This is a genomic window from Blautia sp. 210820-DFI.6.14 (genome assembly GCF_020558815.1).
GTDB classification, from domain to species: Bacteria; Bacillota; Clostridia; order Lachnospirales; family Lachnospiraceae; genus Blautia_A; species Blautia_A obeum.
In genome coordinates this window covers 420,730-443,949 of the sequence record NZ_JAJCKS010000001.1, presented here as the reverse complement: position 1 = coordinate 443,949, position 23,220 = coordinate 420,730, and the positions used below count along the sequence as shown (strand labels likewise).

General features: G+C 41.5%; 18 protein-coding genes. 15 read left to right on the top strand and 3 right to left on the bottom strand.

What is annotated here, in order from left to right; genetic code table 11:
• The first annotated feature begins 64 nt into the window (after window positions 1-64).
• On the top strand, window positions 65-685 hold the full coding sequence (locus LI112_RS01935; protein ID WP_022388296.1) for a hypothetical protein: 621 nt from the start codon (window positions 65-67) through the stop codon (window positions 683-685).
• A 141-nt stretch (window positions 686-826) separates the two neighbouring features.
• Entirely contained in the window at window positions 827-1,897 is a 1,071-nt protein-coding gene (locus LI112_RS01930; RefSeq protein WP_227190153.1) for an acyltransferase, read from the top strand.
• 87 nt (window positions 1,898-1,984) lie between these two features.
• Here LI112_RS01930 and LI112_RS01925 read toward each other — a convergent pair whose 3' ends face one another.
• A complete protein-coding gene (locus LI112_RS01925) occupies window positions 1,985-2,251 on the bottom strand; it encodes a hypothetical protein (RefSeq protein WP_005428474.1) in 267 nt (88 codons plus the stop codon).
• A 229-nt stretch (window positions 2,252-2,480) separates the two neighbouring features.
• On the opposite strand from LI112_RS01925, the gene LI112_RS01920 reads away from it, so the two are divergent.
• From LI112_RS01920 to LI112_RS01900, 5 genes are all read left to right on the top strand, one after another.
• The gene (locus LI112_RS01920; RefSeq protein ID WP_118392753.1) at window positions 2,481-4,739 is read left to right on the top strand and encodes a hydratase; all 2,259 of its coding nucleotides are present in this window, start codon (window positions 2,481-2,483) and stop codon (window positions 4,737-4,739) included.
• A 1,406-nt stretch (window positions 4,740-6,145) separates the two neighbouring features.
• Window positions 6,146-6,856: an RluA family pseudouridine synthase gene (locus LI112_RS01915; protein WP_005428468.1), complete on the top strand. Its 711-nt coding sequence runs from the start codon at window positions 6,146-6,148 to the stop codon at window positions 6,854-6,856.
• Window positions 6,857-7,008: 152 nt separating this feature from the next.
• Complete coding sequence (locus LI112_RS01910; protein ID WP_005428463.1) at window positions 7,009-8,130, top strand: substrate-binding domain-containing protein; 1,122 nt, start codon at window positions 7,009-7,011, stop codon at window positions 8,128-8,130.
• Window positions 8,131-8,253: 123 nt separating this feature from the next.
• Window positions 8,254-9,735, top strand: coding sequence for a sodium-dependent transporter (locus tag LI112_RS01905; protein WP_227190152.1), 1,482 nt, complete (start codon window positions 8,254-8,256; stop codon window positions 9,733-9,735).
• Between the two features lie 81 nt (window positions 9,736-9,816).
• Window positions 9,817-11,004: a pyridoxal phosphate-dependent aminotransferase gene (locus LI112_RS01900; protein WP_129795423.1), complete on the top strand. Its 1,188-nt coding sequence runs from the start codon at window positions 9,817-9,819 to the stop codon at window positions 11,002-11,004.
• A 152-nt stretch (window positions 11,005-11,156) separates the two neighbouring features.
• Here the strand turns inward: LI112_RS01900 and LI112_RS01895 are convergent, their stop codons facing one another.
• Window positions 11,157-11,852, bottom strand: coding sequence for a GTP pyrophosphokinase family protein (locus tag LI112_RS01895; RefSeq protein WP_022388288.1), 696 nt, complete (start codon window positions 11,850-11,852; stop codon window positions 11,157-11,159).
• Between the two features lie 500 nt (window positions 11,853-12,352).
• Here LI112_RS01895 and adhE point away from each other — a divergent pair, with 500 nt between their 5' ends.
• Together adhE and LI112_RS01885 are read left to right on the top strand one after the other, a co-directional pair.
• Complete coding sequence (gene adhE / locus LI112_RS01890) at window positions 12,353-14,962, top strand: bifunctional acetaldehyde-CoA/alcohol dehydrogenase (protein WP_005428448.1); 2,610 nt, start codon at window positions 12,353-12,355, stop codon at window positions 14,960-14,962.
• 262 nt (window positions 14,963-15,224) lie between these two features.
• Window positions 15,225-16,526: an AI-2E family transporter gene (locus LI112_RS01885; protein WP_022388287.1), complete on the top strand. Its 1,302-nt coding sequence runs from the start codon at window positions 15,225-15,227 to the stop codon at window positions 16,524-16,526.
• Window positions 16,527-16,617: 91 nt separating this feature from the next.
• Here LI112_RS01885 and typA read toward each other — a convergent pair whose 3' ends face one another.
• The gene (gene typA / locus LI112_RS01880) at window positions 16,618-18,450 is read right to left on the bottom strand and encodes a translational GTPase TypA (protein WP_005428444.1); all 1,833 of its coding nucleotides are present in this window, start codon (window positions 18,448-18,450) and stop codon (window positions 16,618-16,620) included.
• Window positions 18,451-18,647: 197 nt separating this feature from the next.
• Between typA and LI112_RS01875 the strand changes: the two genes are divergently transcribed.
• The 6 genes from LI112_RS01875 to hisA all read left to right on the top strand — a co-directional run bounded on the left by LI112_RS01875 (window position 18,648) and on the right by hisA (window position 23,136).
• Window positions 18,648-19,274 carry a single-stranded DNA-binding protein gene (locus LI112_RS01875; RefSeq protein ID WP_005428443.1) on the top strand — a complete coding sequence of 209 codons (627 nt, stop codon included), beginning with the start codon at window positions 18,648-18,650 and terminating at the stop codon, window positions 19,272-19,274.
• 101 nt (window positions 19,275-19,375) lie between these two features.
• Window positions 19,376-19,888, top strand: coding sequence for a cob(I)yrinic acid a,c-diamide adenosyltransferase (locus tag LI112_RS01870; RefSeq protein WP_005428442.1), 513 nt, complete (start codon window positions 19,376-19,378; stop codon window positions 19,886-19,888).
• A gap of 34 nt (window positions 19,889-19,922) precedes the next feature.
• Complete coding sequence (gene dapA / locus LI112_RS01865; protein WP_022388286.1) at window positions 19,923-20,816, top strand: 4-hydroxy-tetrahydrodipicolinate synthase; 894 nt, start codon at window positions 19,923-19,925, stop codon at window positions 20,814-20,816.
• Window positions 20,817-20,846: 30 nt separating this feature from the next.
• On the top strand, window positions 20,847-21,605 hold the full coding sequence (gene dapB / locus LI112_RS01860; RefSeq protein WP_022388285.1) for a 4-hydroxy-tetrahydrodipicolinate reductase: 759 nt from the start codon (window positions 20,847-20,849) through the stop codon (window positions 21,603-21,605).
• A gap of 145 nt (window positions 21,606-21,750) precedes the next feature.
• A complete protein-coding gene (locus LI112_RS01855) occupies window positions 21,751-22,179 on the top strand; it encodes a hypothetical protein (protein ID WP_118050857.1) in 429 nt (142 codons plus the stop codon).
• Between the two features lie 174 nt (window positions 22,180-22,353).
• On the top strand, window positions 22,354-23,136 hold the full coding sequence (gene hisA / locus LI112_RS01850; protein WP_144368220.1) for a phosphoribosylformimino-5-aminoimidazole carboxamide ribotide isomerase: 783 nt from the start codon (window positions 22,354-22,356) through the stop codon (window positions 23,134-23,136).
• Window positions 23,137-23,220 lie beyond the last annotated feature (84 nt).

The following is a 23,220-nucleotide window of genomic DNA, read 5'->3' as shown; positions in this document are numbered from 1 at the left end:
TCATATAGGACGGGGCAGGTGTAGAATAGGCTTAACGGTAAATATTGTATTCAAGGAGGGACTTATGCTGGAACGAATCATGGACCTGCAGATCCTGCTCTATCTGATGACTGTTCTTGGAACAGCTGGAGCGATAGGGATGCTGGCAGTACACCTTACTTACAGAAGAACCCTGCGAAAGACAAAAGCGACAACAAACCTGAGAGAAAAATGGCTGAATCTGTGGAAGACACGAGATAAACTCCTGAATCGGATGAATTTCCTGGTATGGATTCCATCACTGCTATCTACTGTATGTCTGGGAATGTCGCTTTTTTTTATATCCAGAATCCGTGACAGCAGAGGACTTCCGATGAGCTATCTGTATATAGGGACTGCCGTGCCAATTGTTCTTCTTGTCCTCAGGCAGGCTCTGGATTTTAGCTTCAAAGAAGAACTGGTTATGAATTCACTTGCGGATTATATTCTGCAGGCGCGTTCCTGCAAAGAAAACCCACCGGCCGCCCGTAAATACGAACCGGTGCAGGCAGTACAGAAAACAGATCCGGTATTCAAAGAGGAAATGGTGGAGCGGATTGCTGCAAGTATCCGACAGACTGCGGCGACAGGAAGTCATTTCAGCAAGATGCTGAGTCCGGAGGAGGAAGAAATCATGAGAGAAATCATCCGGGAGTTTATGGAATAACCAGGATATTTCTTGTAGAGTCGGGAAGGATTTGTTATACTTTCGATGTAAAAAGTGGTCACTGTGGAAATCGAAAGTAACCAAAAAAGATTACGTAGGAGAGAAAAAGGCCGGAAGTATCAGACCTTTTGTAAAAACGATATGAATAAAAAAAGAGTTATATGGATTGAGCTGCTTCGTGTCATGGCGTGTATTGGAGTTATTGGCATTCATGCAGGCTCACAGCATTTTCGTGATATGCCACTGGATTCGTCTGTATGGGCGGTTTCAAACTTTTATCACGGGATCAACCGGTTTGCAGTAGCATCTTTTATTATGATCAGTGGATGTCTGTATCTTGACAGTAAGCGGACATGGAATCTCAGACGTTTGTGGAAAAGAAATATTCTGCCGATAGCTGCAGCATATATTTTCTGGCAGATGTTTTACGCAGTATACAGGATTATTACAAATGGAACGCTGGCGAAGGGCAGCAAAGCAGCCCTGGTCAAATTTATGGTATATATCAGTAAATCTTATTTCCATCTCTGGTATCTTCCAATGCTGATCGGACTTCTGATCATCACACCGATGCTATGGGAAATTGTAAACAGTGCCAGGGGAAAACAGTGGGAAGAGTATATGATCGTACTGTTTCTGGTGTTTCAGATCCTGCCATATACAATAAATTATTTTCCACTTCCATGGAAGGATCATATCATGGATATTCTGCAGACCGTGCAGCCGGAAATGGTTACCGGTTACATAGGATATTTTATACTGGGGCATTATCTGTCTCATTATGAGGTATCAAAGAAACTGGAATATCTGGTTTATGTACTGGGGGTAATATTGATTTTGGCAGCGATCGGCTTGTGTTACATCAGCTCACAGAAATCAGGAAAACCAATACAGTCATTTTATGAGAACTACACACTGGCAGGATTTTTCTGGGGAAGTTCGTTTTTTCTGTTTTTCAAAAACCATGTATCCAAGATCAAATGGAATGAAAAACAGGAAAAGAGGATCTGCTATCTGGGAAGCTGCACTTTTGGAATCTATCTGATCCATGCGCTTATCAGAGATATTCTTCACAGAATAGGAATTGACAGTATGGTGATAAGTAATACTGCAATTGCGATTCCGGTTCTGATCACAATGATTTTTGTACTAAGTCTTGCTGCAGTTATGATCATTAAAAAGATTCCGCGAGTTAGTAAGTGGATCATATAAGAGTAGATATGTAAATAAAATAGAATCATTACTTCACAATAAAAAATCTGCCGGGGACAGGAGATGCCTGAACTTCGGCAGATTTTTTTAATCTTCTTCGATCACCTGGATTTCAAGATAATCAAACTCGATATGTTCAATAAAACTGTCCTGGCGAAATCTGGTCTTTGAATGGCGTTTGAAATCAGAAATATTACTTTCCAGCCAAATTGGGTTCTCCAGGTCAAAATCATAGCAGATTTCCTGCAGGGCATGAAAAATTTTGTGTGTTCTTGTATCTTCCGAGTCATCATCAATGACCAGATCTTTTAGCATGTGGTTGTCTTTCCACATTTTTCCCCATAAACGAAACATAATGCTGTACCTCCTGTAAGAAGTGATTTTATACTGAATCAGCAAAAACAATACTTTAAGTATAGCTATTCTTTATAGAGAAGTAAAGAAAATTTATTGCAGATTTTAGCGAGATAAAGTATAATAGTATTACTGTTCGCAGGTAGTATCCCGCGAGATGTTTTGCCATTATTCATGGCATAAATCGCAGAGCGGTAGATGCGTGATTTTTATGAATGGAGGAGTTACAATGAAGCTTTATGACAGTGGTATTTATCTGGTAAATGGCCGTGATATCGTAGAAGAAGAGAACATGACACAGCCGGTTTCCAGAGAAGAAGCAGCCAGAAATACAATGGCTTATGGTATCCTGGAAGCACACAATACTTCCGGAAATATGCAGAAACTGCAGATTAAATTTGACAAGCTGACATCTCATGATATTACATTTGTAGGTATTATTCAGACAGCACGTGCTTCAGGACTTGAGAAATTCCCGATTCCATATGTACTGACCAACTGCCACAATTCTCTTTGTGCAGTAGGTGGAACGATCAACGAAGATGATCATATGTTTGGACTTACCTGTGCCAAGAAATACGGTGGAGTTTATGTACCACCTCATCAGGCAGTCATCCATCAGTTCGCACGTGAAATGCTTGCCGGTGGCGGTAAGATGATCCTTGGTTCCGACAGTCATACTCGTTATGGTGCACTTGGCACCATGGCAATGGGTGAGGGTGGTGGAGAGCTTGTTAAACAGCTTCTTTCCCAGACCTATGATATTAATATGCCGGGTGTTGTAGCAATCTATCTGAAAGGGGAACCGCGTCCGGGTGTAGGACCACAGGACGTTGCACTGGCAATTATCGGTAAAGTATTTGCCAACGGCTATGTGAAGAATAAAGTTATGGAATTTGTAGGACCTGGAGTAGCCGGTCTGAGTGCAGATTTCCGTATCGGTATCGATGTCATGACGACAGAGACTACTTGTCTTTCCTCTATCTGGCAGACAGATGAGACGATTGAAGAGTTCTATGAGATCCATGGCAGAAAAGAAGATTATAAAGAACTGAAACCAGGTAAGGTAGCTTACTATGATGGATGTGTAGAAGTTGATTTAAGTGAGATCAAACCTATGATCGCCATGCCATTCCATCCGAGCAACACATATACCATTGATGAATTGAAAGCAAATCTTTATGATATTCTGGATGATGTTGAGAAAAAAGCGCAGATCAGCCTGGATGGTAAAGTACCTTATACACTGAAAGACAAAGTGATCGACGGACAGCTTTATGTGGATCAGGGAATCATTGCAGGATGCGCGGGCGGTGGATTTGAAAATATCTGCGCAGCAGCAGATATCCTTCGTGGTGCAAGCATTGGAGCTGATGCATTTACACTCAGTGTTTATCCGGCAAGTACTCCGATCTATATGGAACTTGCAAGAAATGGAGTCCTGGCAGATCTTCTTGAAACAGGTGCGGTTGTTAAGACTGCATTCTGCGGACCATGTTTTGGTGCAGGAGATACACCTGCAAACAATGCGTTCAGCATCCGTCATACCACCAGAAACTTCCCGAATCGTGAAGGCTCCAAGGTCCAGAATGGACAGATTTCTTCTGTTGCACTTATGGATGCAAGATCTATCGCAGCAACAGCAGCAAACAAAGGTTTCCTGACATCCGCGGAAGAATTTACCGGAAATTACAGACATCAGAAATACTTCTTTGATAAAACTATTTATGAGAATCGAATCTTTGACAGCAAGGGTGTTGCAGATCCAAGCGTAGAAATCCAGTTTGGCCCGAATATTAAAGACTGGCCGGAGATGCCGGCACTGGCAGAGAATCTGGTGCTTAAAGTGGTATCTGAGATTCATGATCCGGTTACTACGACAGATGAACTGATTCCGTCCGGAGAAACTTCTTCTTTCCGTTCCAATCCACTTGGACTGGCTGAGTTTACTCTTTCCCGTAAAGATCCGGCTTATGTTGGACGTGCAAAAGAAATTCAGAAGGCAGAGAAAGCTCTTGAAGCAGGTGAGTGCCCGGCAGAAGCGGTTCCGGAACTGAAAACGGTTATGGATGCGATCAGGGCACATTTTTCTGATGTCAGCAAGGAGAATATCGGCATCGGAAGTACGATCTTTGCGGTAAAACCTGGAGATGGTTCTGCACGTGAGCAGGCTGCATCATGCCAGAAAGTTCTTGGTGGATGGGCAAATATTGCCAATGAATATGCAACCAAACGTTATCGCTCCAATCTGATCAACTGGGGTATGCTTCCGTTCCTGATTCCTGCAGGAGACCTTCCATTTGCAAATGGAGATTACCTTTTCTTCCCACAGGTTCGCAAGGCAGTTGCAGACAAAGTAGACAGTATTACAGGATATGTAGTAAAAGCAGATGGACTGAAGGAATTTCAGGTAACACTTGGAGAACTGACGGATGATGAACGTGAGATCATTCTGAAAGGTTGTCTGATCAATTACAATAGAAGATAGTGTGATGTAATATAATATAATATTAATAAAGACGACAGGGTGTTTTCCATACAGTCCCGCAAATACCATTGCGTCTGCTATGTGATACATGCGCTTATGATCTGCCAGTCGCTCGAACTCGCTTACGCTCAGACAGCGAGCTTGGTGGCAGAAGCTAAGCCTGTATCACATGACGCAGTACTCATGAGTATTTGTGGGTTCTGTATGGAAGATACCCTGTCTGTTTATTAGCATGGGGAGAGATGAGAATGGCTGGTATGGGGAAGATAGTATAAAATCGTAAGATGATAGAATTGTCAGAAAATAATATATAATATAAAAAATATACAATATAACAATTCGGCAAATGATAAGATAAATAATAATTACAAGAAATATATAAAAATGTGTTGACAAATATGCGGTGTGGTGTTATTATAATGACATCAAAAGAAAAGAGAGAAAATAAAACGAAGAAGTAACAAATTTAAAAATCATTCAATTCATAGCATATATATAAATGTTACATGAAAAGGATGAAATTAAATGAAAGGGTAAAGGTGATACCGTTGGGAAAGTAGTCAATCATTTTCAATATGAGAAGTGGCAGAAATCAAGTTTCCTGCAAGAAAGACCTGATACATAAATTATCCATTATTTAAATCAGATTATCGGAATACATTCGGAAGAGAATATTAAATATATTACCTGGTGAACAGGACTTTCAGAAAAAGGATAATCTTTATAAACGTATTACAGGTATATAGAATTGATTACTCATATTGAATAACTGTCACAAACCTGATATAAAGATTTTTGAATCTGTGTAAAGAAACATTTTCAAATATTGCGATCCATAAACGTGAGTTATATGAATCAAAGCTTTACATCAGAAGAATATCTTCTCACAAAAGATATTAAACAGAAATAACAGAAACCTTATTCCCGAAGAAAACAGTTTGAAATTTAAAAAGTTAAGTTTGAAGCTGCTCTAGTCTGACGGAAAAGATTTCAGAGATTATTTCAAAATGGAATTATAATCCGTAAATTATAATTTCGACTCTATGAACTTTCTAAATGAATCGAATGATAAACATCATATCGTTTATGAGCAGGAAATTAAATGAACTGTAACCGAATAAAGACACGATATAATATATATAATAAAAACTGAATACAGAAGATTGAAGGAAGTATACTATAAGAGGTATCAGAGGATTTCAATCAGCAAACAAGACGAAAAGTTTTGAAAGAACAAAGAGGTAAATTAAAATTGAATATTGAAGATTGTTAAGACGGTCATCATTTCAGGATTATGAAAAGTAATTGTTAAGAGAAGTGATGACCGTCTGACTGTTGTATAAAAAAGTTTTTTACGATATACTCTCCATAGAAAGTGCGAAAGCATAAAAGGGAGAGCTTTTTTTATGTGGAATAATAAGAATAGTATAGAAGATATGATCATATTTGAGGATAAAGACATTCTGGTATGTCATAAAGCTGCGGGTATTGCAGTTCAAAATGCACGAATTGGAGCTGCAGATATGGAAAGTTCTTTAAAGAATTATCTGGCTTTAAAAAATACGGAAACAGTTCCTTATCTGGGAGTTGTGCACAGACTGGATCAACCGGTTGAAGGGGTTCTGGTATTTGCAAAGAATAAAAAAGCAGCAGCTGGTCTGACGAGGCAGATTACAACGGGAAATATTGTCAAAGAATATCTGGCAGTGACAGACAGGATGTCGGAGAAACACCAGGGACGACTGGAAGATTATCTGATAAAAAATGGAAGAACCAATACTTCTGAAGTAGTAACATCAAAGACGAGCGGAGCTAAAAAAGCAGTTTTAGATTATGAGGTTATACATCAAATTTCAGATGAGAGGACAGAGAGCGGAAAAAGAATCCTTATAAAAATTCATTTGGAAACCGGTCGTCATCATCAGATACGTGTACAGATGGCGCATGCAGGAATGCCGCTTCTTGGTGACCGTAAATATAATCCAGGAGAGATATCTCAATTACCACTTGGATTGTGTTCCTGTCATCTGATATTTCGTCATCCGATTACCGGAAAGAAGATGGAGTTTCAGGTAACTCCGAATGGAGAAAGTTTTGCAGGTTTCCCAAATCCGTGATTTTAAAACTGGTAAAATTGCCGTATTTTCCTCTAAAAGATGAAAAAACTATGAAATCTATAGACGCAAAAAAGAAAATGTGTATAATGTAGAAAGATAACGGTAACAGAGCGCATTTGTATAAAAATATATTCAGAAAAGAGGAAAATACGATGAAAAAAGCAGCTGTTGTGGTGCTTCTTCTTGCAGGTGTGGCTGCAGTGGCAGGAGAAGCCGGTATAATGGATGGCTTTGGTAATTTTGTTGCGGATGTGCAGGCAGAAGATGAACTGCCGGATAACGAGAAAGCTCAAAATGAATCAGAAGAAGTAACAGGTGAGGAAGAGGACAGTGCATCCAAGATAGATACTTCCATCACAATTGGGACAGGGAGCAGGATTGCTGTTGTAAGCAAGGCTACAGATGGAGAATACTGGAAACTTGTTCACCGGGGCATGGAAGATGCTGTGAAGGATATCAATACAGCATATGATTTTTCTTCTGATGATGCAGTCACTATGACATTTGAAGGACCTTCCGATGAACAGGATGTAGAAACACAGATCAATACGCTTGATGCGGTAATTGCGGAGAATCCAACGGTTCTTTGTATGTCTGCAAGTGACATTGAATCCTGTCAGGCACAGCTTGAAGCAGCAAGTGAAAACGGAATTCCGGTCGTAGTATTCGATTCTAATGTTAATGAAGATGAACTTGTGGCAGCATTTCGCGGAACCGATAATACATATGTAGGAAAGCTTGCCGCAGAAAAACTGGCAGACGCTATTGGCGGGTCTGGTAAGATTGCAGTATTTTCTGCCCAGGAAAAGACAGAAAGTTCCCAGAAACGAGTGGAGGGATTCAAAGAAACCCTTATGGAGTATCCGGATATTACGATCGTAAGTGAATTGTATACAGATAAAGTAGATGATATGGAAACTGCAATGGCAGATGTACTTAACAGATATCCGGATCTGAGCGGAGTGTTCTGCACAAATGAAGATGTTTCAGATCTGTATCTTGGTCTTGATAAGGGAGAGAAGGCTCCGGTTATGGTTGGAGTTGATGCGACGACTGTTCAGCAGAAAGCGATTGCAGATGGACAGGAACTTGGAACAGTATCACAGGATCCATATGCTATAGGATATCAGACGATCATTGCGGCTGCACAGGCAATGTCCACGGATGTTCAGAAGGCTGCGGAAGTAGAAAAGAATGTTCTTCTTGAGCCAGAATGGATTGATGCATCAAATATCAGCGATGAGACCAACAGTAATTATCTTTATTCAAAATAATATATGATAATGGCAAAAGGGTGTCATAAATAGTTTTCAACTCCGGCAAGGACAGTTCACATTGAACTGTCCTTGTGTTATAATAGATAAGATTCGACGAAAATGTAATGAATCGGATTTAGAATGGAGGAAATTTTTTTGAAAGAAAGAGAAACATTTGGCTCAAGACTTGGATTCATCCTGGTTTCTGCAGGGTGTGCAGTAGGTCTTGGAAACGTATGGAAATTCCCATACATGACAGGAAAATATGGCGGAGCTGCTTTTATCCTGATCTATCTTGTCTTTCTCGTTCTGCTTGGCCTGCCAATTCTTGTAAGTGAATTTGCAGTAGGACGAAGCAGCAGACTGAGTACGGCAAGAGCATTTCACAAACTGGAGCCGGAGGGTTCCAATTTCCATAAGTACAGCTATATGGGAATGATCGGTAATTATATGCTGATGATGTTTTATACCATGGTAGCAGGATGGATGATGTACTACGGTTATGTTATGGCGACCGGGAAACTGAGCGGAGCTTCTTCTGATGAAGTGAGTGGCTTTTTCTCAAACCTGATGACATCTACCGGAACAATGACCGGCTGGATGATCGTTGCAGTCCTTCTTGCCTTTGGTGTTTGTTCTTTGGGACTTCAGAATGGAATTGAACGTATCACAAAGGTTATGATGATCTGTCTTCTGGCACTGATCGTGGTGCTGGCTGTTCATTCTGTAACGCTGGACGGAGCGATGGAAGGTGTTAAATTTTACCTTGTACCAAACCTCGACAATATCCGTGCGGCAGGTCTTGGAAACGTGATCTTTGGTGCGCTGTCACAGGCATTCTTTACTTTGAGTATCGGTATCGGTGCGATGGAGATCTTCGGAAGCTATATGGGAAAGGAATGTACCCTTGCAGGAGAAAGTATTAATATCCTGATCCTGGATACATTTGTAGCACTGATGGCTGGTCTTATCATCATTCCGGCATGTTTTGCATTTAACGTAGAGCCTGGTGCGGGACCGGGACTTGTATTCATCACTCTGCCAAACGTATTCAACCAGATGGCAGGTGGAAGACTCTGGGGAGCTCTGTTTTTCCTGTTTATGTCCTTTGCGGCACTGTCTACGGTTATTGCAGTATTTGAGAACATTCTGTCCTTCGCAATGGATCTGTGGGGCTGGAAACGTAATAAAGCAGTTTTATTTAATATCGTTCTGCTCATTATTCTTTCCATGCCGGCAATTCTTGGCTTCGGACCATGGTCCGGAATTCAGATCCTCGGTGAAGGAACAAATATCATGGATCTGGAAGATTTTATTATTTCCAATAATATCCTGCCACTTGGTTCAGTAATCTTTGTAATCTTCTGTGCATCTAAGAATGGGTGGGGATGGGACAACTTCATTAAGGAAGCCAATACTGGAAAGGGAATAAAATTCCCGACATGTATCAGAAATTACATGTTGTGGGTAATTCCGGTCGTTGTAGCGATTATTTATCTGAAAGGTTATTATGATATGTTCCAGCCGAAAGGAAATACTTATCTGATTCCATGGATGATCGTGGGCATCGCAATGCTGATATTGGTAGGATGGATCGTATTCGGACACAATAAAAAGAAATAAGATACCAGGATTATGCGAGTGCACAGCATGGAATAATCAACAGGTATCGTAAACGACAAATAATTAAGAGGAGACATTATTATGATAGCAGAAAAAATGAAACCTTTTGTACAGAACAATTCAGCAATTCGTATGATGTTCGAAGAAGGAAATCGTCTCCGGGCAAAGTATGGTGCAGACAAAGTCTATGACTTCAGCCTTGGTAACCCAAGTGTTCCAGCACCGGATTGCGTACGCGAGGCAATCATAGATCTTGTAAACAACGAAGAACCGACTGTTCTCCACGGATATATGAGCAACGCAGGCTTTGAGGATGTCAGAGAAACGATCGCGCAGTCTCTGAACCGCCGTTTCGGGACAGCTTTTTCTGCACATAATCTGATCATGACAGTTGGTGCTGCCAGCGGTCTGAATGTCATCCTCAAGACGATACTGAATCCGGGCGAGGAAGTGATCGTTTTTGCACCGTACTTTCTGGAATACGGTGCATATGTACGTAACTATGACGGTAAGCTTGTGGAAATCTCTCCTAATACAGAGACTTTCCAGCCAAATCTGAAAGAACTGGAAGAGAAGATTACAGCCAATACCCGTGCAGTGATCGTAAATACGCCACATAACCCGACCGGTGTTGTTTATTCTGAGGAGACGATCAAAGAACTTGCTGCGATCCTCGAGAAAAAACAGCAGGAGTTTGGTTCTGTGATCTATCTGATTTCGGATGAACCGTATAGAGAACTGGCTTATGATGGCGTAGAAGTTCCATACCTGACGAAATATTATAAGAATACGGTTGTAGGATATTCCTACAGCAAATCTCTGTCTCTGCCGGGAGAGCGTATTGGATATCTGGTCATCCCGGATGAACTGGAAGACAGCGCAACAGTCATCACAGCAGCAGCAATTGCAAACCGTGTACTTGGAAGTGTTAATGCACCATCCCTTATGCAGAAAGTCATCCAGAAATGCGTAGATGCAGAAGTGGATGTGGCTGCTTATGACAGAAACCGTCTGGCACTTTACAATGGCCTTAAAGAATGTGGATTTGAATGTATCAAACCACAGGGCGCATTTTATCTGTTTGTGAAATCTCCGGTTGCAGATGAGAAGCAGTTCTGCGAGGCCGGTAAGAAATATAATATCCTGATGGTTCCGGGAAGCTCCTTTGCCTGCCCTGGATATGTAAGACTGGCATATTGTGTATCTTACGAGACGATTCAGAATTCTCTGCCTGAATTTAAGAAGCTGGCAGCAGAGTATGGGCTGTAGGAAGCCGGAATGTACAGTACACGAATTTGTAAAATGTATAATAGAAATTTATAAGAGTAAAAACAGATAAAAAAGACGCAGGAGCTGACTTTTTTGGTCATGCCCCTGCGTCTTTTGCAGTGCATATCGAGGAAGCACCGGTGGTGCGCTGGTCAGATCTTGTCAATTTTTTTACGGATATCCAGCATTTTCTGATCGAGCTGTGTGATCACAGAAGCACACTGCTGTAATTCTTCATTGATCACTGCTGCCTGCTTTTGTCCGCGTTTGTAACGCAATTGATGGTCGAGGTTGGCCCAGTAATCCATGGCAGCAGTTCGAAGCTGCAATTCTAGTTTGATCCACTGGTTTTCTTTCTGGAATGGAATTGCAATTTCCAGAATCAGATGAAGGCTTTGATAGCCGGATTTCTTTGGCTGCTGTACATAATCTTTGATTTTCAGGATATGGATATCCTGTTGTTTTTCGATCAGGTCAGCCACTTTGTAAATATCATCTACATAAGCACATACAGCACGAACGCCAATCAGGTCATTGATCTTTTCCAGTGCCAGATCAAAATTCAGGTCCAGTCCTTTTTTCTGCATTTTTTTGCAGACACTGTCATAGCTTTTGAGTCTCCATGTTTTCATCTGAATAAAATTTCGTTTATATTTCATCAGCAGAAATGTGTTGATGATGTCGAGTTTGGTCATCATAAGATTGATGGCACATTGTCCTTTAATGCTAAATTCGCTGTCGGTCAGCATGCTCTTAAGAAGTTCTTTCTTTTTCAATTTCTGTCTTTCTTCCTCTAATTGTATCAGTGTAAATGTTTCTGTTGCCCGTAATGCATTTCCCGTTCCCATTAGAATACTCCTCCAGTAATAAATCTGTACGTGATTTGCGTTAAATCAAAGTTAAACAGTCGCGTTGCCAGCGTTAGCTGGAATGCAACCCGTGTGTGGGAATTTTGATTTGGATTTCTGTTTCCCATCATTTAATCTATGAAAAGGGGTGGAGAAATATGACAGGAAAAAATAGAAAATTTTGTTATGAAAATCACAATCTTATGAGTATGAAATCGAGGAAACAGACTTTGAAAACAGGTGTATATCAAATTTTTTGCCTGGGAATTAAGAGGAATGATGAAAATACGGATTGTATAAAATGCTGATTAATGGCGAAAATGTAAGAAATAATTTGTTTGAAATTTTAACAAAATACAGATTGACAAATGATTAACGAACCCGTATAATAAGCGCATATCAATCATTGATAAATAATTAACGTTAATAAATTGACGGAATTGTTTATCGGACTAAAGAATAAGGCTCATATCATAACAGAAAAACAGGAGGATTCACAAATGGCAAAGAAAGAAACCCACATCCCGGCAATCATTGATACTCCGGAAGCACTGGAAGCAAAGATCGCTGCGATGAAAGAAGCACAGAAACTTTTCGCCACTTATACACAGGAGCAGGTAGATAAAATCTTCAAAGCTGCTGCAACTGCAGCTGATAAAGCACGTATCCCGCTTGCAAAAGCTGCTGTTGAAGAAACTGGAATGGGTATCGTTGAAGATAAGGTCATCAAAAATCATTATGCAGCAGAATATATCTACAATGCGTATAAAAACACCAAAACCTGTGGCGTTCTTGAAGAAGATCCGGTTTATGGAATCAAGAAGATTGCGGAGCCGATCGGTCTGATCGCGGCAGTTATTCCAACTACAAACCCGACTTCCACAGCAATCTTTAAAACGCTGATCGCGTTAAAAACCAGAAATGCGATCATCATCAGCCCACATCCTCGTGCAAAAGGAAGTACGATTGAAGCTGCAAGAGTTGTTCTGGAAGCTGCTGTAAAAGCAGGTGCTCCGGAAGGCATTATCGGATGGATCGATGTACCGAGCCTTGAACTTACAAATCTTGTAATGAAAGAAGCTGACATCATTCTTGCAACAGGTGGTCCTGGAATGGTTAAAGCGGCATATTCTTCCGGAAAACCGGCACTTGGAGTTGGCGCCGGAAACACACCGGTTATCATTGATGACACTGCAGATGTTCGTCTGGCAGTAAACTCTATCATTCACTCCAAAACATTTGATAATGGTATGATCTGTGCATCCGAACAGTCCGTAACAGTTCTCGAAGGTGTATATAAAGCAGTTAAAGAAGAATTTCAGTATAGAGGATGCTACTTCCTGAAGAAAGATGAGATTGAAAAAGTAAGAAAAACAATCCTGATCAATGGTGCACTGAATGCCAAGATCGTTGGACAGAAAGCTGCTACGATTGCAGAGATGGCAGGCGTTACAGTTCCGGCAGAAACCAAGATCCTGATCGGTGAAGTAGAATCTGTAGATATCAGTGAAGAGTTTGCACACGAGAAACTTTCTCCGGTACTTGCCATGTACAAGGCAAAAACATTCGACGAAGCGATCGCAAAAGCAGAACAGCTTGTAGCTGACGGTGGATATGGACATACCTCTTCTCTGTATATCAATGTGAATGAGAAAGAAAAAATGGCAAAACATGCAGCAGCAATGAAGACCTGCCGAATCCTGATCAATACTCCATCTTCTCAGGGTGGTATCGGAGATCTTTACAACTTCAAACTCGTACCATCTCTGACACTTGGCTGTGGTTCCTGGGGTGGAAACTCTGTATCTGAAAACGTTGGTGTGAAACATCTGATTAATATCAAGACTGTTGCTGAGAGGAGAGAGAACATGCTCTGGATGAGAACCCCGGAAAAAGTTTACTTCAAAAAAGGCTGCCTGCCGGTTGCTCTGGATGAGCTGAAAAATGTGATGGGCAAGAAACGCTGCTTCATCGTAACAGACTCCTTCCTGTACAAGAATGGATATACAAAGAAAATTGAAGATAAACTGGATGAGATGGGAATTGTTCATACATGCTTCTCTGATGTAGAACCTGATCCGTCTCTGGCTTCTGCAAAAGCAGGTGCAGCAGCAATGCGTGCATTTGAGCCGGACTGCATCATTGCAATGGGCGGCGGATCTGCAATGGATGCCGGTAAGATCATGTGGGTTCTTTATGAAAATCCAGATGCAGACTTCGATGACATGGCAATGGATTTCATGGATATCCGTAAGAGAATCTACACATTCCCGAAAATGGGTAAAAAAGCTTACTTTATCGCTGTACCTACATCTTCCGGTACAGGATCTGAGGTAACACCGTTTGCCATCATTACAGACAAAGAAACAGGAATTAAATGGCCACTGGCTGACTATGAACTGATGCCGGATATGGCAATCGTGGATACCGACAACATGATGAGTGCACCAAAAGGACTGACAAGTGCTTCTGGTATCGATGTTATGACACATGCGATCGAAGCATATGTTTCTATGATGGCTTCTGACTACACAGACGGACTTGCTCTCCGTGCGATCAAACTTGTATTTGATTATCTGCCAAGAGCATACAGAGATGGAAATGATGTAGAAGCAAGAGATCATATGGCAAATGCATCCTGCATGGCCGGTATGGCATTTGCAAATGCATTCCTTGGAGTAAACCATTCCTTGGCTCACAAACTGGGTGCTTTCCATCACATCCCGCACGGTATCGCAAATGCTCTGGTCCTGACAGATGTTATGCGTTACAATGCTGATGAAGTTCCGACCAAGATGGGTACTTTCCCGCAGTATCAGTATCCAAAGACACTGGCACGTTATGCAGAGATCGGACGTTTTGTAGGACTGACAGGAAAAGATGACAAAGAAGTATTTGAGAAACTTCTGGATAAACTGGAAGAACTCAAGAAGATTATTGAGATCAAACCTACGATCAAAGATTATGGTGTAGATGAGAAATACTTCCTTGAGACTCTGGATGAGATGAGTGAACAGGCATTTAATGACCAGTGTACCGGTGCAAACCCGAGATATCCACTTATTGCAGAACTGAAAGAAATCTACCTGAAAGCATACTATGGTAAATAATAAATTTTAGATTGGTGTGTTTTCTTCCATAAAAATATTATAAGCAGTGATTGCCCCGGAATTACAGGAATGTAATACCGGGGCAATTGCTTTATTAGCCATACTATTGTAAGAGAAATTTAGATAAAATTCAGAATCTGTGTATTGCAAGCCGGGGGATATGGATGTTACAATAAGCACTAATGACAATGTTAACATAAACAGAGAGCTTATATAGGAGATATATAAGGAAAAGAAGCTGATGCTTCAGGGGGCATGATTATTGAAACAAAATGAAAACACAAAATATGTAAAACTTGGTATTACAGGAGCGGCAGTTCTGGCATTTGGATTTGCTATCATGTATATTCTGAATCAGAGCAAGAATATTGCAGCAGGTATTCAGTTGGTATTTAATATTCTGAAACCTTTCCTGTATGGTGCGTTGATTGCCTATCTGCTGGCACCGATCTGTAACCGGATGGATGAGCGTTTCCTGAAATGGTTTCCCAAGGCAACAGAAAAGCAGAAGAAAGGTTTGAAATTTCTATCTATTGCAATTGCAGTTATTTGTGCAGTCACGATTGTAGTTCTGCTGATTCTGCTGATTCTTCCGCAGGTATGGGACAGCACAGTGAAGATCATTAAGATACTTCCGGCCAGACTTGCCTATTGTAACCGCATGATTGATCAGCTGCTCAAGGATCAGCCGGAATTGCAGACATATTTTAATCATTTTTCATCACAGGTGGAGAATGGTCTGAATGATGTTCTGAAAGCAAATTCCAGTATGATGACAACGATTCAGGGAATTGTCAATAATATTACAGTACAGTTGATCGAGGTTTTAAGCGTATTCAAAAATATGTTTCTTGGATTTTTGATCGCAGTATATCTTCTTGCAAGCCGTAAACTGTTTGGAGCACAGGCAAAGCTTCTTCTGTATGGTATCTTTCCGAATAAATGGGCGAAGATCATTGAAGAAGAAGTTCATTATACAGACAAAATGTTTAACGGTTTCTTTGTTGGTAAGATCATCGATTCTGCAATTATCGGTCTGATCTGCTTTGCGGGAACCACTTTATTGGGATTCGAATCCGCTGCATTTATCAGTGTTGTGATTGGTGTGACGAATATCATTCCGTTTTTCGGACCATTTATCGGAGCAATTCCATGTGCATTATTACTGCTTCTGGGAAGTAATCCGTGGGATGCTTTATACTTCCTGATTTTTATCGTGATACTTCAGCAGGTGGACGGAAATATCATCGGACCGAAGATCCTTGGTAATACAACCGGAGTTTCCAGTTTCTGGGTATTATTTTCCATTCTGTTATTTGGAGGTCTGTGGGGACTGGTTGGTATGGTGATCGCAGTACCATTGTTTGGGGTTATCTATGATATTATCCGTAAACTGACAGCAAGAGGACTGAAAAGAAACCGACATGAAGAGATGATGCAGGAATATAATGAAAAATTTCATGAAGAGCCTGAAGAAACAGAGACAACTCAAAAGGATACGTTCAGCAAAAAAATTAATGCAAAAATCAATGAGTACATTGATAAGAATGTAAATAACAAATAGCATATTGAGTATAAAAATAAGTCCCATGAGTTTTGACTCATGGGACTTATTTTATGTAAAACACCTTAAGGTGTTTATATTAATGTTTTTATCACTGCTTACGAAATGCTGCACGTTTTCTTTCTCTAGGATCCAGAATTCTCTTACGGATACGAAGGCTTTCTGGTGTTACTTCCAGAAGTTCGTCCTGATCGATGAATTCGATTGCCTGCTCAAGGCTGAGAACTCTTGGCGGTGTCAGTTTCAGAGCTTCATCCGCGGAAGAAGAACGTGTATTGGTCAGATGTTTTGTCTTGCAGACATTCAGCTCGATGTCTTCGGCTTTACCATTCTGTCCGATGACCATACCACTGTATACTTTTTCGCCAGGACCAACGAAGAGTGTTCCACGATCCTGCGCTGAGAACAGACCATATGCAACTGCTTCACCGGATTCAAAGGCAATCAGGGATCCCTGTTTACGATACTGGAAATCTCCTTTATATGGTGCATATCCGTCGAAAGTAGTATTCAGGATACCGGTACCCTTGGTGGAAGTCAGAAATTCACCACGGAATCCGATCAGTCCACGGGATGGAATGTGGAATTCCAGACGAACAGATCCGTCACTTGCTGTGCTCATTCCCTGAAGTTCACCTTTACGCTCGCTCAGTTTCTGGATAACAGTACCGGAGAATTCTTCCGGAACATCTACATAAGCGATTTCCATTGGCTCAAGTTTCTTACCACGTTCGTCCGTGTGATACAGAACTTCCGGTTTACTTACTGCGAATTCATAACCTTCACGGCGCATGTTCTCAATCAGTACGGACAGATGAAGTTCACCACGTCCGGAAACTTTGAAGCACTCTGTAGAGTCAGTATCTTCTACACGAAGGCTGACATCGGTGTTCAGCTCACGGTACAGACGGTCACGAAGATGACGGGAGGTGATGTATTTACCTTCCTGTCCGGCGAGCGGGCTGTCATTTACCATGAAGTTCATGGAAAGAGTTGGTTCGGAAATCTTCTGGAAAGGAATTGCTTCCGGGTTGTCACCGCCGCAGAGGGTATCACCGATATGGATATCTTCGATACCGGAGATCGCTACGATAGATCCGATAGATGCTTCTTTTACTTCGACCTTGTTCAGACCATCAAACTCATAAAGCTTGCTGATCTTAACTTTTTTACGTTTGTCAAGGTCGTGGTGGTTCAGAAGTGTCAGCTCCTGGTTTACTGCAATTTTTCCATTTTCAACTTTGCCGACACCGATACGTCCAACATATTCGTTGTAATCGATGGTACTGATCAGTACCTGTGTGTCTGCGTCCGGATCACCTTCCGGTGCCGGGATATATTTCAGGATGGTTTCAAACAGCGGAGCCATGTTTTCCGGTGTGTCTGCAAGGTCAAGAACTGCATGTCCTGCTTTGGCGGATGCATACAGGAACGGGCAGTCAAGCTGCTCATCGGATGCTTCAAGGTCCATGAGAAGTTCCAGAACTTCATCAATAACTTCTTCCGGACGGGCTTCCGGACGGTCGATCTTGTTGATGCAGACGATGACATGAAGGTCCAGCTCCAGAGCTTTACGGAGAACGAATTTAGTCTGTGGCATAGCACCTTCAAAGGCATCTACCAGAAGAATAACGCCGTCTACCATCTTAAGAACACGTTCTACTTCACCACCGAAGTCTGCATGGCCAGGGGTATCAATGATATTGATCTTTACTCCCTTGTAATGTACAGCAGTGTTTTTGGATAAAATAGTAATTCCACGCTCACGTTCAATGTCGTTGGAGTCCATGACACGTTCCTGAACTTCCTGGTTTTCACGGAATACACCGCTTTGTTTAAGGAGCTGATCCACCAGGGTAGTTTTGCCGTGATCGACATGGGCGATGATGGCAACGTTACGTACGTCTTCGCGTTTTGTCTTCATAAAAATCGAAATCCTTTCTTTTTTCTTCTATATAAATGTGTAAAAACTTTTTTTCGTGATACGATATTCCAGTTTACCACATTTTTCGCAGATTACAAGGAGTTACAGAAATTTTTTTAATTTTTTGGTTCTAAATCTTCAGGGGTATTCATAGCTTAGTATAGACAAAATACCCAAAGAGGAAGGAGAACAACATTATGGCAGACAAAATCATTGAAAACAATCAGGTATCGATCATGGGGAAAATTGATACAGGCTTCACATTCAGTCATCAGGTATTTGGTGAAGGCTTTTATACCATGGAGCTTCTTGTGCGCAGGCTGAGTGATTCTGAGGACAGGATTCCGGTCATGGTTTCAGAAAGGCTTCTGGATATAACGCAGGATTATACGGGGCAGTATATTGAGATCCATGGACAATTCCGGTCTTATAACAGGCATGAAGAAAAACATAACCGTCTGGTTCTTTCTGTTTTTGCGAGGGAAGTAAATTTTGTTGAGGAGCAGGACGAATCACTTCCGGTCAATCAGATCTTCCTGGATGGATTTATCTGTAAGCCGCCGGTCTACCGAAAAACGCCGCTTGGCAGAGAAATTGCAGATATGCTTCTGGCAGTGAACCGTCCTTACAGTAAATCTGATTACATACCATGTATCTGCTGGGGCAGAAATGCCAGATATGCATCAGCGTTTACTGTTGGAGGTCATGTGCTTCTGTGGGGAAGAATTCAGAGCCGTGAATATATGAAGCGGATCGGTGAGAATCAGTCAGAGAGAAGAACAGCATATGAGGTGTCTGTAAGTAAGCTGGAATATATAGATTAGAAGGGGCAAAGTAGTTCGGTATTGCTTTTTTGGCGGAACTGCGGTAAGATAAGACCAATAATGCGATAAGCGAGTCTTAGATAACATTAAGAGGAAGTATTATGGAAAAAGAATTAACAGAGGTATACTGCGGAAACGGCAAAGGCAAGACTGCACTGGCTATCGGACAGAGTCTCCGTGTGGCTACCCAGGGCAAAAGCGTGATCGTGATCCAGTTTCTGAAAGGAAGAGACCAGCGTTCGCTGGATTTCCTGCAGGATGTGGACAACCTGGATTTTAAGATCTTTCGCTTCGAAAAGAGAGAATGCTGCTACGAAGACCTGACAGAAGAAGAAAAGGCAGAGGAGAAATCCAACATTCTGAACGGACTGAATTTTGCCCGTAAAGTTGTTGTTACTCAGGAATGCGATTTTTTGGTTCTTGATGAGATTCTTGGACTTCTTGACTGTGGTATCATAACAGTTGAGGGAATCGCAGATATACTGAAACACAAGGATGAATCTATGCATATTGTCATGACTGGATGGAATTTCCCGGAGGAATTAAGACCGTATGTAGATGTGATCACAACGCTGAACACCGAGGAAGTTCATCCATTGGATGCCAACGAATAATATAAATTACAGAAGAATAAAAGGAGGAGTTAAAATGGCAATTTTTAAAGGTGCGGGCGTCGCAATTGTTACCCCTATGTATGAAGATGGAAAGGTGAATTACGATAAACTGGAAGAACTGCTGGAATTCCAGATCGCCAACAGCACAGATGCCATTATTATCTGTGGAACAACCGGTGAGTCTTCTACAATGACACACGGAGAACATCTTAAAACAATTAAATTTGCAATTGATAAAGTAAATAAACGTGTACCGGTTATCGCAGGAACAGGTTCTAACTGTACAGAGACAGCAATCATGATGTCAAAGGAAGCTGCATCCTACGGAGCAGATGCATTACTGGTTGTAACTCCTTATTATAATAAAGCAACACAAAAGGGACTTATCGCTCACTATACTGCAATCGCAAATGCAGTTCCTGAGACTCCGATCATTATGTATAATGTACCGAGTCGTACAGGATGTAACATCCAGCCGGCAACCGTTGCCACACTGGTTAAAAATGTTAAGAACATCGTAGGCCTGAAAGCCGCAAGCGGAGATCTTTCTCAGATCGCAAAGACAGTATCTCTGGCAGGTGCTGATCTGGAACTGTATTCCGGAAATGATGATCAGGTTCTGCCGATCCTTTCACTTGGCGGACTTGGCGTTATCTCTGTACTTTCTAATGTTGCACCGAAGGAAACACATGATATGGTCATGAAATTCATGGAAGGTGACACTGCAGGTGCTGCTAAGATTCAGATCGATGCGATTCCGCTGATCAATGCTCTGTTCTGTGAAGTCAATCCGATTCCGGTTAAGACAGCACTGAACCTGATGGGTATGAATGTAGGACCTCTTCGTATGCCTCTTTGTGAAATGGAAGAAAGCAATAAAGAAACCCTGAAGAAAGCACTGCAGGATTTCGGAATTAAGCTGGCATAAAACAGGTATAGGATACGGAGGAATACTATTATGGTAAAAATTATCATGCACGGATGCTGCGGACATATGGGACAGGTGATTTCTGATCTTGTTGCAAAAGATGCCAATGCAGAGATCGTAGCAGGAATTGATGTAACAGATAAAGGAAATACTACTTATCCGGTATTTACCAATATTAAAGAATGTCAGACAGAGGCAGATGTCCTGATCGATTTCTCTTCTGCAAAGGCAGCAGATGCATTACTGGATTACTGCACAGAGCGTAACCTTCCGGTTGTTCTCTGCACAACAGGTCTGTCTGAAGAACAGCTTGCAAAAGTTGAAGAGACAGCAAAAAAGATTCCGGTACTGAAATCTGCAAACATGTCACTTGGTATCAACACTCTGATGAAACTGATCCAGGAAGCTGCAAAGGTTCTTGCAACAGCTGGATTTGATATGGAGATTGTAGAGAAACATCATCATCTGAAACTGGATGCTCCGAGCGGTACAGCGCTGGCACTTGCTGACAGCCTGAATGAAGCGATGGATAATCAATATCACTATGTGTATGACAGAAGCCAGAAACGTGAGATGCGTGATGAAAAAGAAATCGGTATTTCTGCAGTACGTGGCGGTACGATCGTTGGTGAACATGAAGTGATCTTTGCCGGCGAAGACGAAGTGATTGAATTTAAGCATACCGCTTATTCAAAAGCCATCTTCGGTAAAGGTGCAATTGAAGCGGCTAAATTCCTGGCTGGTAAACCGGCCGGAAAATACGATATGGCTGATGTGATCGAAGGCTGATCGTAGTTTTGTATTAATATTGAAATTCTGGCAGGCATGTATCGAAAGATATGTGCCTGTTTTTTTACATTATTTTGCATAGGAATCTGCCAGATTGTACATATTATCATTACAAGTTTAAATCCATAGTAAAGGAGAAATTAGAATGAAAAAAATACGCACAATTCTGACAGGAATCCTCCTGATCCTGACGTTGAGCATCTTTACTGCCTGCGGAAATAACAATGCACCGGCAGATGAGGCAGGAACAGCTGCAGAAGAAAACACGACCGATACAGGGACGAATGAAAATGCAGATGCTGTGAATGATAAAAAAGACAATGAAAATACGGATAATTCAAATAATAAAGTAACGGACAACGAAGGTGTGGCAGACGATGCTACAATCGATAACGGTGATACCATGTCCGAAGGAACAGACAATGATAATGTGCCTAATAATACAGAAGATGGAAGTGTGGCGCAGGATCTTGGTGATGGTGTCCGTGATATTGGCGATGGAGTTGGCAACGCAGTAGAAGATGTCGGTGATGCGGTCGGAGATGTCATTGATGGAGATGCCGAGACACGATAACGGTTACTGTTCACCCCGTTCACCGCAACCAATGATTTGATTTATTCATTTAGCACAATAAAGTGCTTGCATCAGATGAAAAATCATATTATCATAGCATCAGATAAACCTGATGATTTATAGTACAGGCTTCGGATTCAGGAAATCCGGGGCCTTTTTGAAAGGAAAATACAGATGAAATTTCGACCATGCATTGACATACATAATGGAAAAGTAAAACAGATCGTAGGCGGAAGCCTCAAAGATGCCGGAGATCAGGCAAGAGAGAATTTTGTGTCCGGTCAGGATGCAGCCTTTTATGCTGAGCTGTATAAAAATGCCGGATTAAAGGGCGGACATGTTATCCTTTTGAACGGAAAAGATTCAGAGTATTACGAGGCGACCAGAAATCAGGCACTTAAGGCACTGGCAGCTTATCCGGGAGGCTTACAGATCGGCGGTGGTGTCTGTCCGGATAATGCGGAAGATTATCTGAAAGCAGGGGCAAGTCATGTAATTGTTACTTCCTACGTCTTTAAAGACGGACAGCTTTCCTGGAAAAATCTAAAAAAAATAGAAGAAATTGCAGGAAAAGAGCATCTGGTCCTGGACTTAAGCTGCCGTAAAAAAGACGATCAGTATTTTATTGTGACAGATCGTTGGCAGAAATTTACAAATGTACCGGTGACACTCGAAGTAATGGAAGAACTGGGAAATCATTGTGATGAATTCCTTGTGCATGCGGTAGATGTCGAGGGAAAGGCAAATGGAATTGAAACAGAACTGGCGGACCTGCTTTCTGACTATACACAGCGACCGGTGACTTATGCGGGAGGTGTCGGAAGCATGGAAGATCTGAAACTTCTGAAAAAGCATGGAAAAGATCGTTTGGATGTTACCGTTGGCAGCGCATTGGATCTTTTTGGAGGAACGATTCCGTTTGAAACACTAAAAAATCTGGATGATCTGCATATATGACAGGTGGAAATTCTTGACGAAAAAGTTTTCAGATTATATGATGTAGGCAGGAATATGGGTGGTGAGAACACCCACTAAATAAAT

What these genes read in the sequence shown, in the direction of transcription:
- LI112_RS01925 (WP_005428474.1), bottom strand. Translation starts at nt 2,251, where the DNA reads ATGTTTCGTTTATGGGGAAAAATGTGGAAAGACAACCACATGCTAAAA.
- dapB (WP_022388285.1), top strand. Translation starts at nt 20,847, where the DNA reads ATGGTAAAAATTATCATGCACGGATGCTGCGGACATATGGGACAGGTG.
- LI112_RS01900 (WP_129795423.1), top strand. Translation starts at nt 9,817, where the DNA reads ATGATAGCAGAAAAAATGAAACCTTTTGTACAGAACAATTCAGCAATT.
- LI112_RS01895 (WP_022388288.1), bottom strand. Translation starts at nt 11,852, where the DNA reads ATGGGAACGGGAAATGCATTACGGGCAACAGAAACATTTACACTGATA.
- adhE (WP_005428448.1), top strand. Translation starts at nt 12,353, where the DNA reads ATGGCAAAGAAAGAAACCCACATCCCGGCAATCATTGATACTCCGGAA.
- LI112_RS01930 (WP_227190153.1), top strand. Translation starts at nt 827, where the DNA reads ATGAATAAAAAAAGAGTTATATGGATTGAGCTGCTTCGTGTCATGGCG.
- LI112_RS01855 (WP_118050857.1), top strand. Translation starts at nt 21,751, where the DNA reads ATGAAAAAAATACGCACAATTCTGACAGGAATCCTCCTGATCCTGACG.
- dapA (WP_022388286.1), top strand. Translation starts at nt 19,923, where the DNA reads ATGGCAATTTTTAAAGGTGCGGGCGTCGCAATTGTTACCCCTATGTAT.
- typA (WP_005428444.1), bottom strand. Translation starts at nt 18,450, where the DNA reads ATGAAGACAAAACGCGAAGACGTACGTAACGTTGCCATCATCGCCCAT.
- LI112_RS01915 (WP_005428468.1), top strand. Translation starts at nt 6,146, where the DNA reads ATGTGGAATAATAAGAATAGTATAGAAGATATGATCATATTTGAGGAT.
- LI112_RS01935 (WP_022388296.1), top strand. Translation starts at nt 65, where the DNA reads ATGCTGGAACGAATCATGGACCTGCAGATCCTGCTCTATCTGATGACT.
- LI112_RS01905 (WP_227190152.1), top strand. Translation starts at nt 8,254, where the DNA reads ATGGAGGAAATTTTTTTGAAAGAAAGAGAAACATTTGGCTCAAGACTT.
- hisA (WP_144368220.1), top strand. Translation starts at nt 22,354, where the DNA reads ATGAAATTTCGACCATGCATTGACATACATAATGGAAAAGTAAAACAG.
- LI112_RS01870 (WP_005428442.1), top strand. Translation starts at nt 19,376, where the DNA reads ATGGAAAAAGAATTAACAGAGGTATACTGCGGAAACGGCAAAGGCAAG.
- LI112_RS01875 (WP_005428443.1), top strand. Translation starts at nt 18,648, where the DNA reads ATGGCAGACAAAATCATTGAAAACAATCAGGTATCGATCATGGGGAAA.
- LI112_RS01920 (WP_118392753.1), top strand. Translation starts at nt 2,481, where the DNA reads ATGAAGCTTTATGACAGTGGTATTTATCTGGTAAATGGCCGTGATATC.
- LI112_RS01910 (WP_005428463.1), top strand. Translation starts at nt 7,009, where the DNA reads ATGAAAAAAGCAGCTGTTGTGGTGCTTCTTCTTGCAGGTGTGGCTGCA.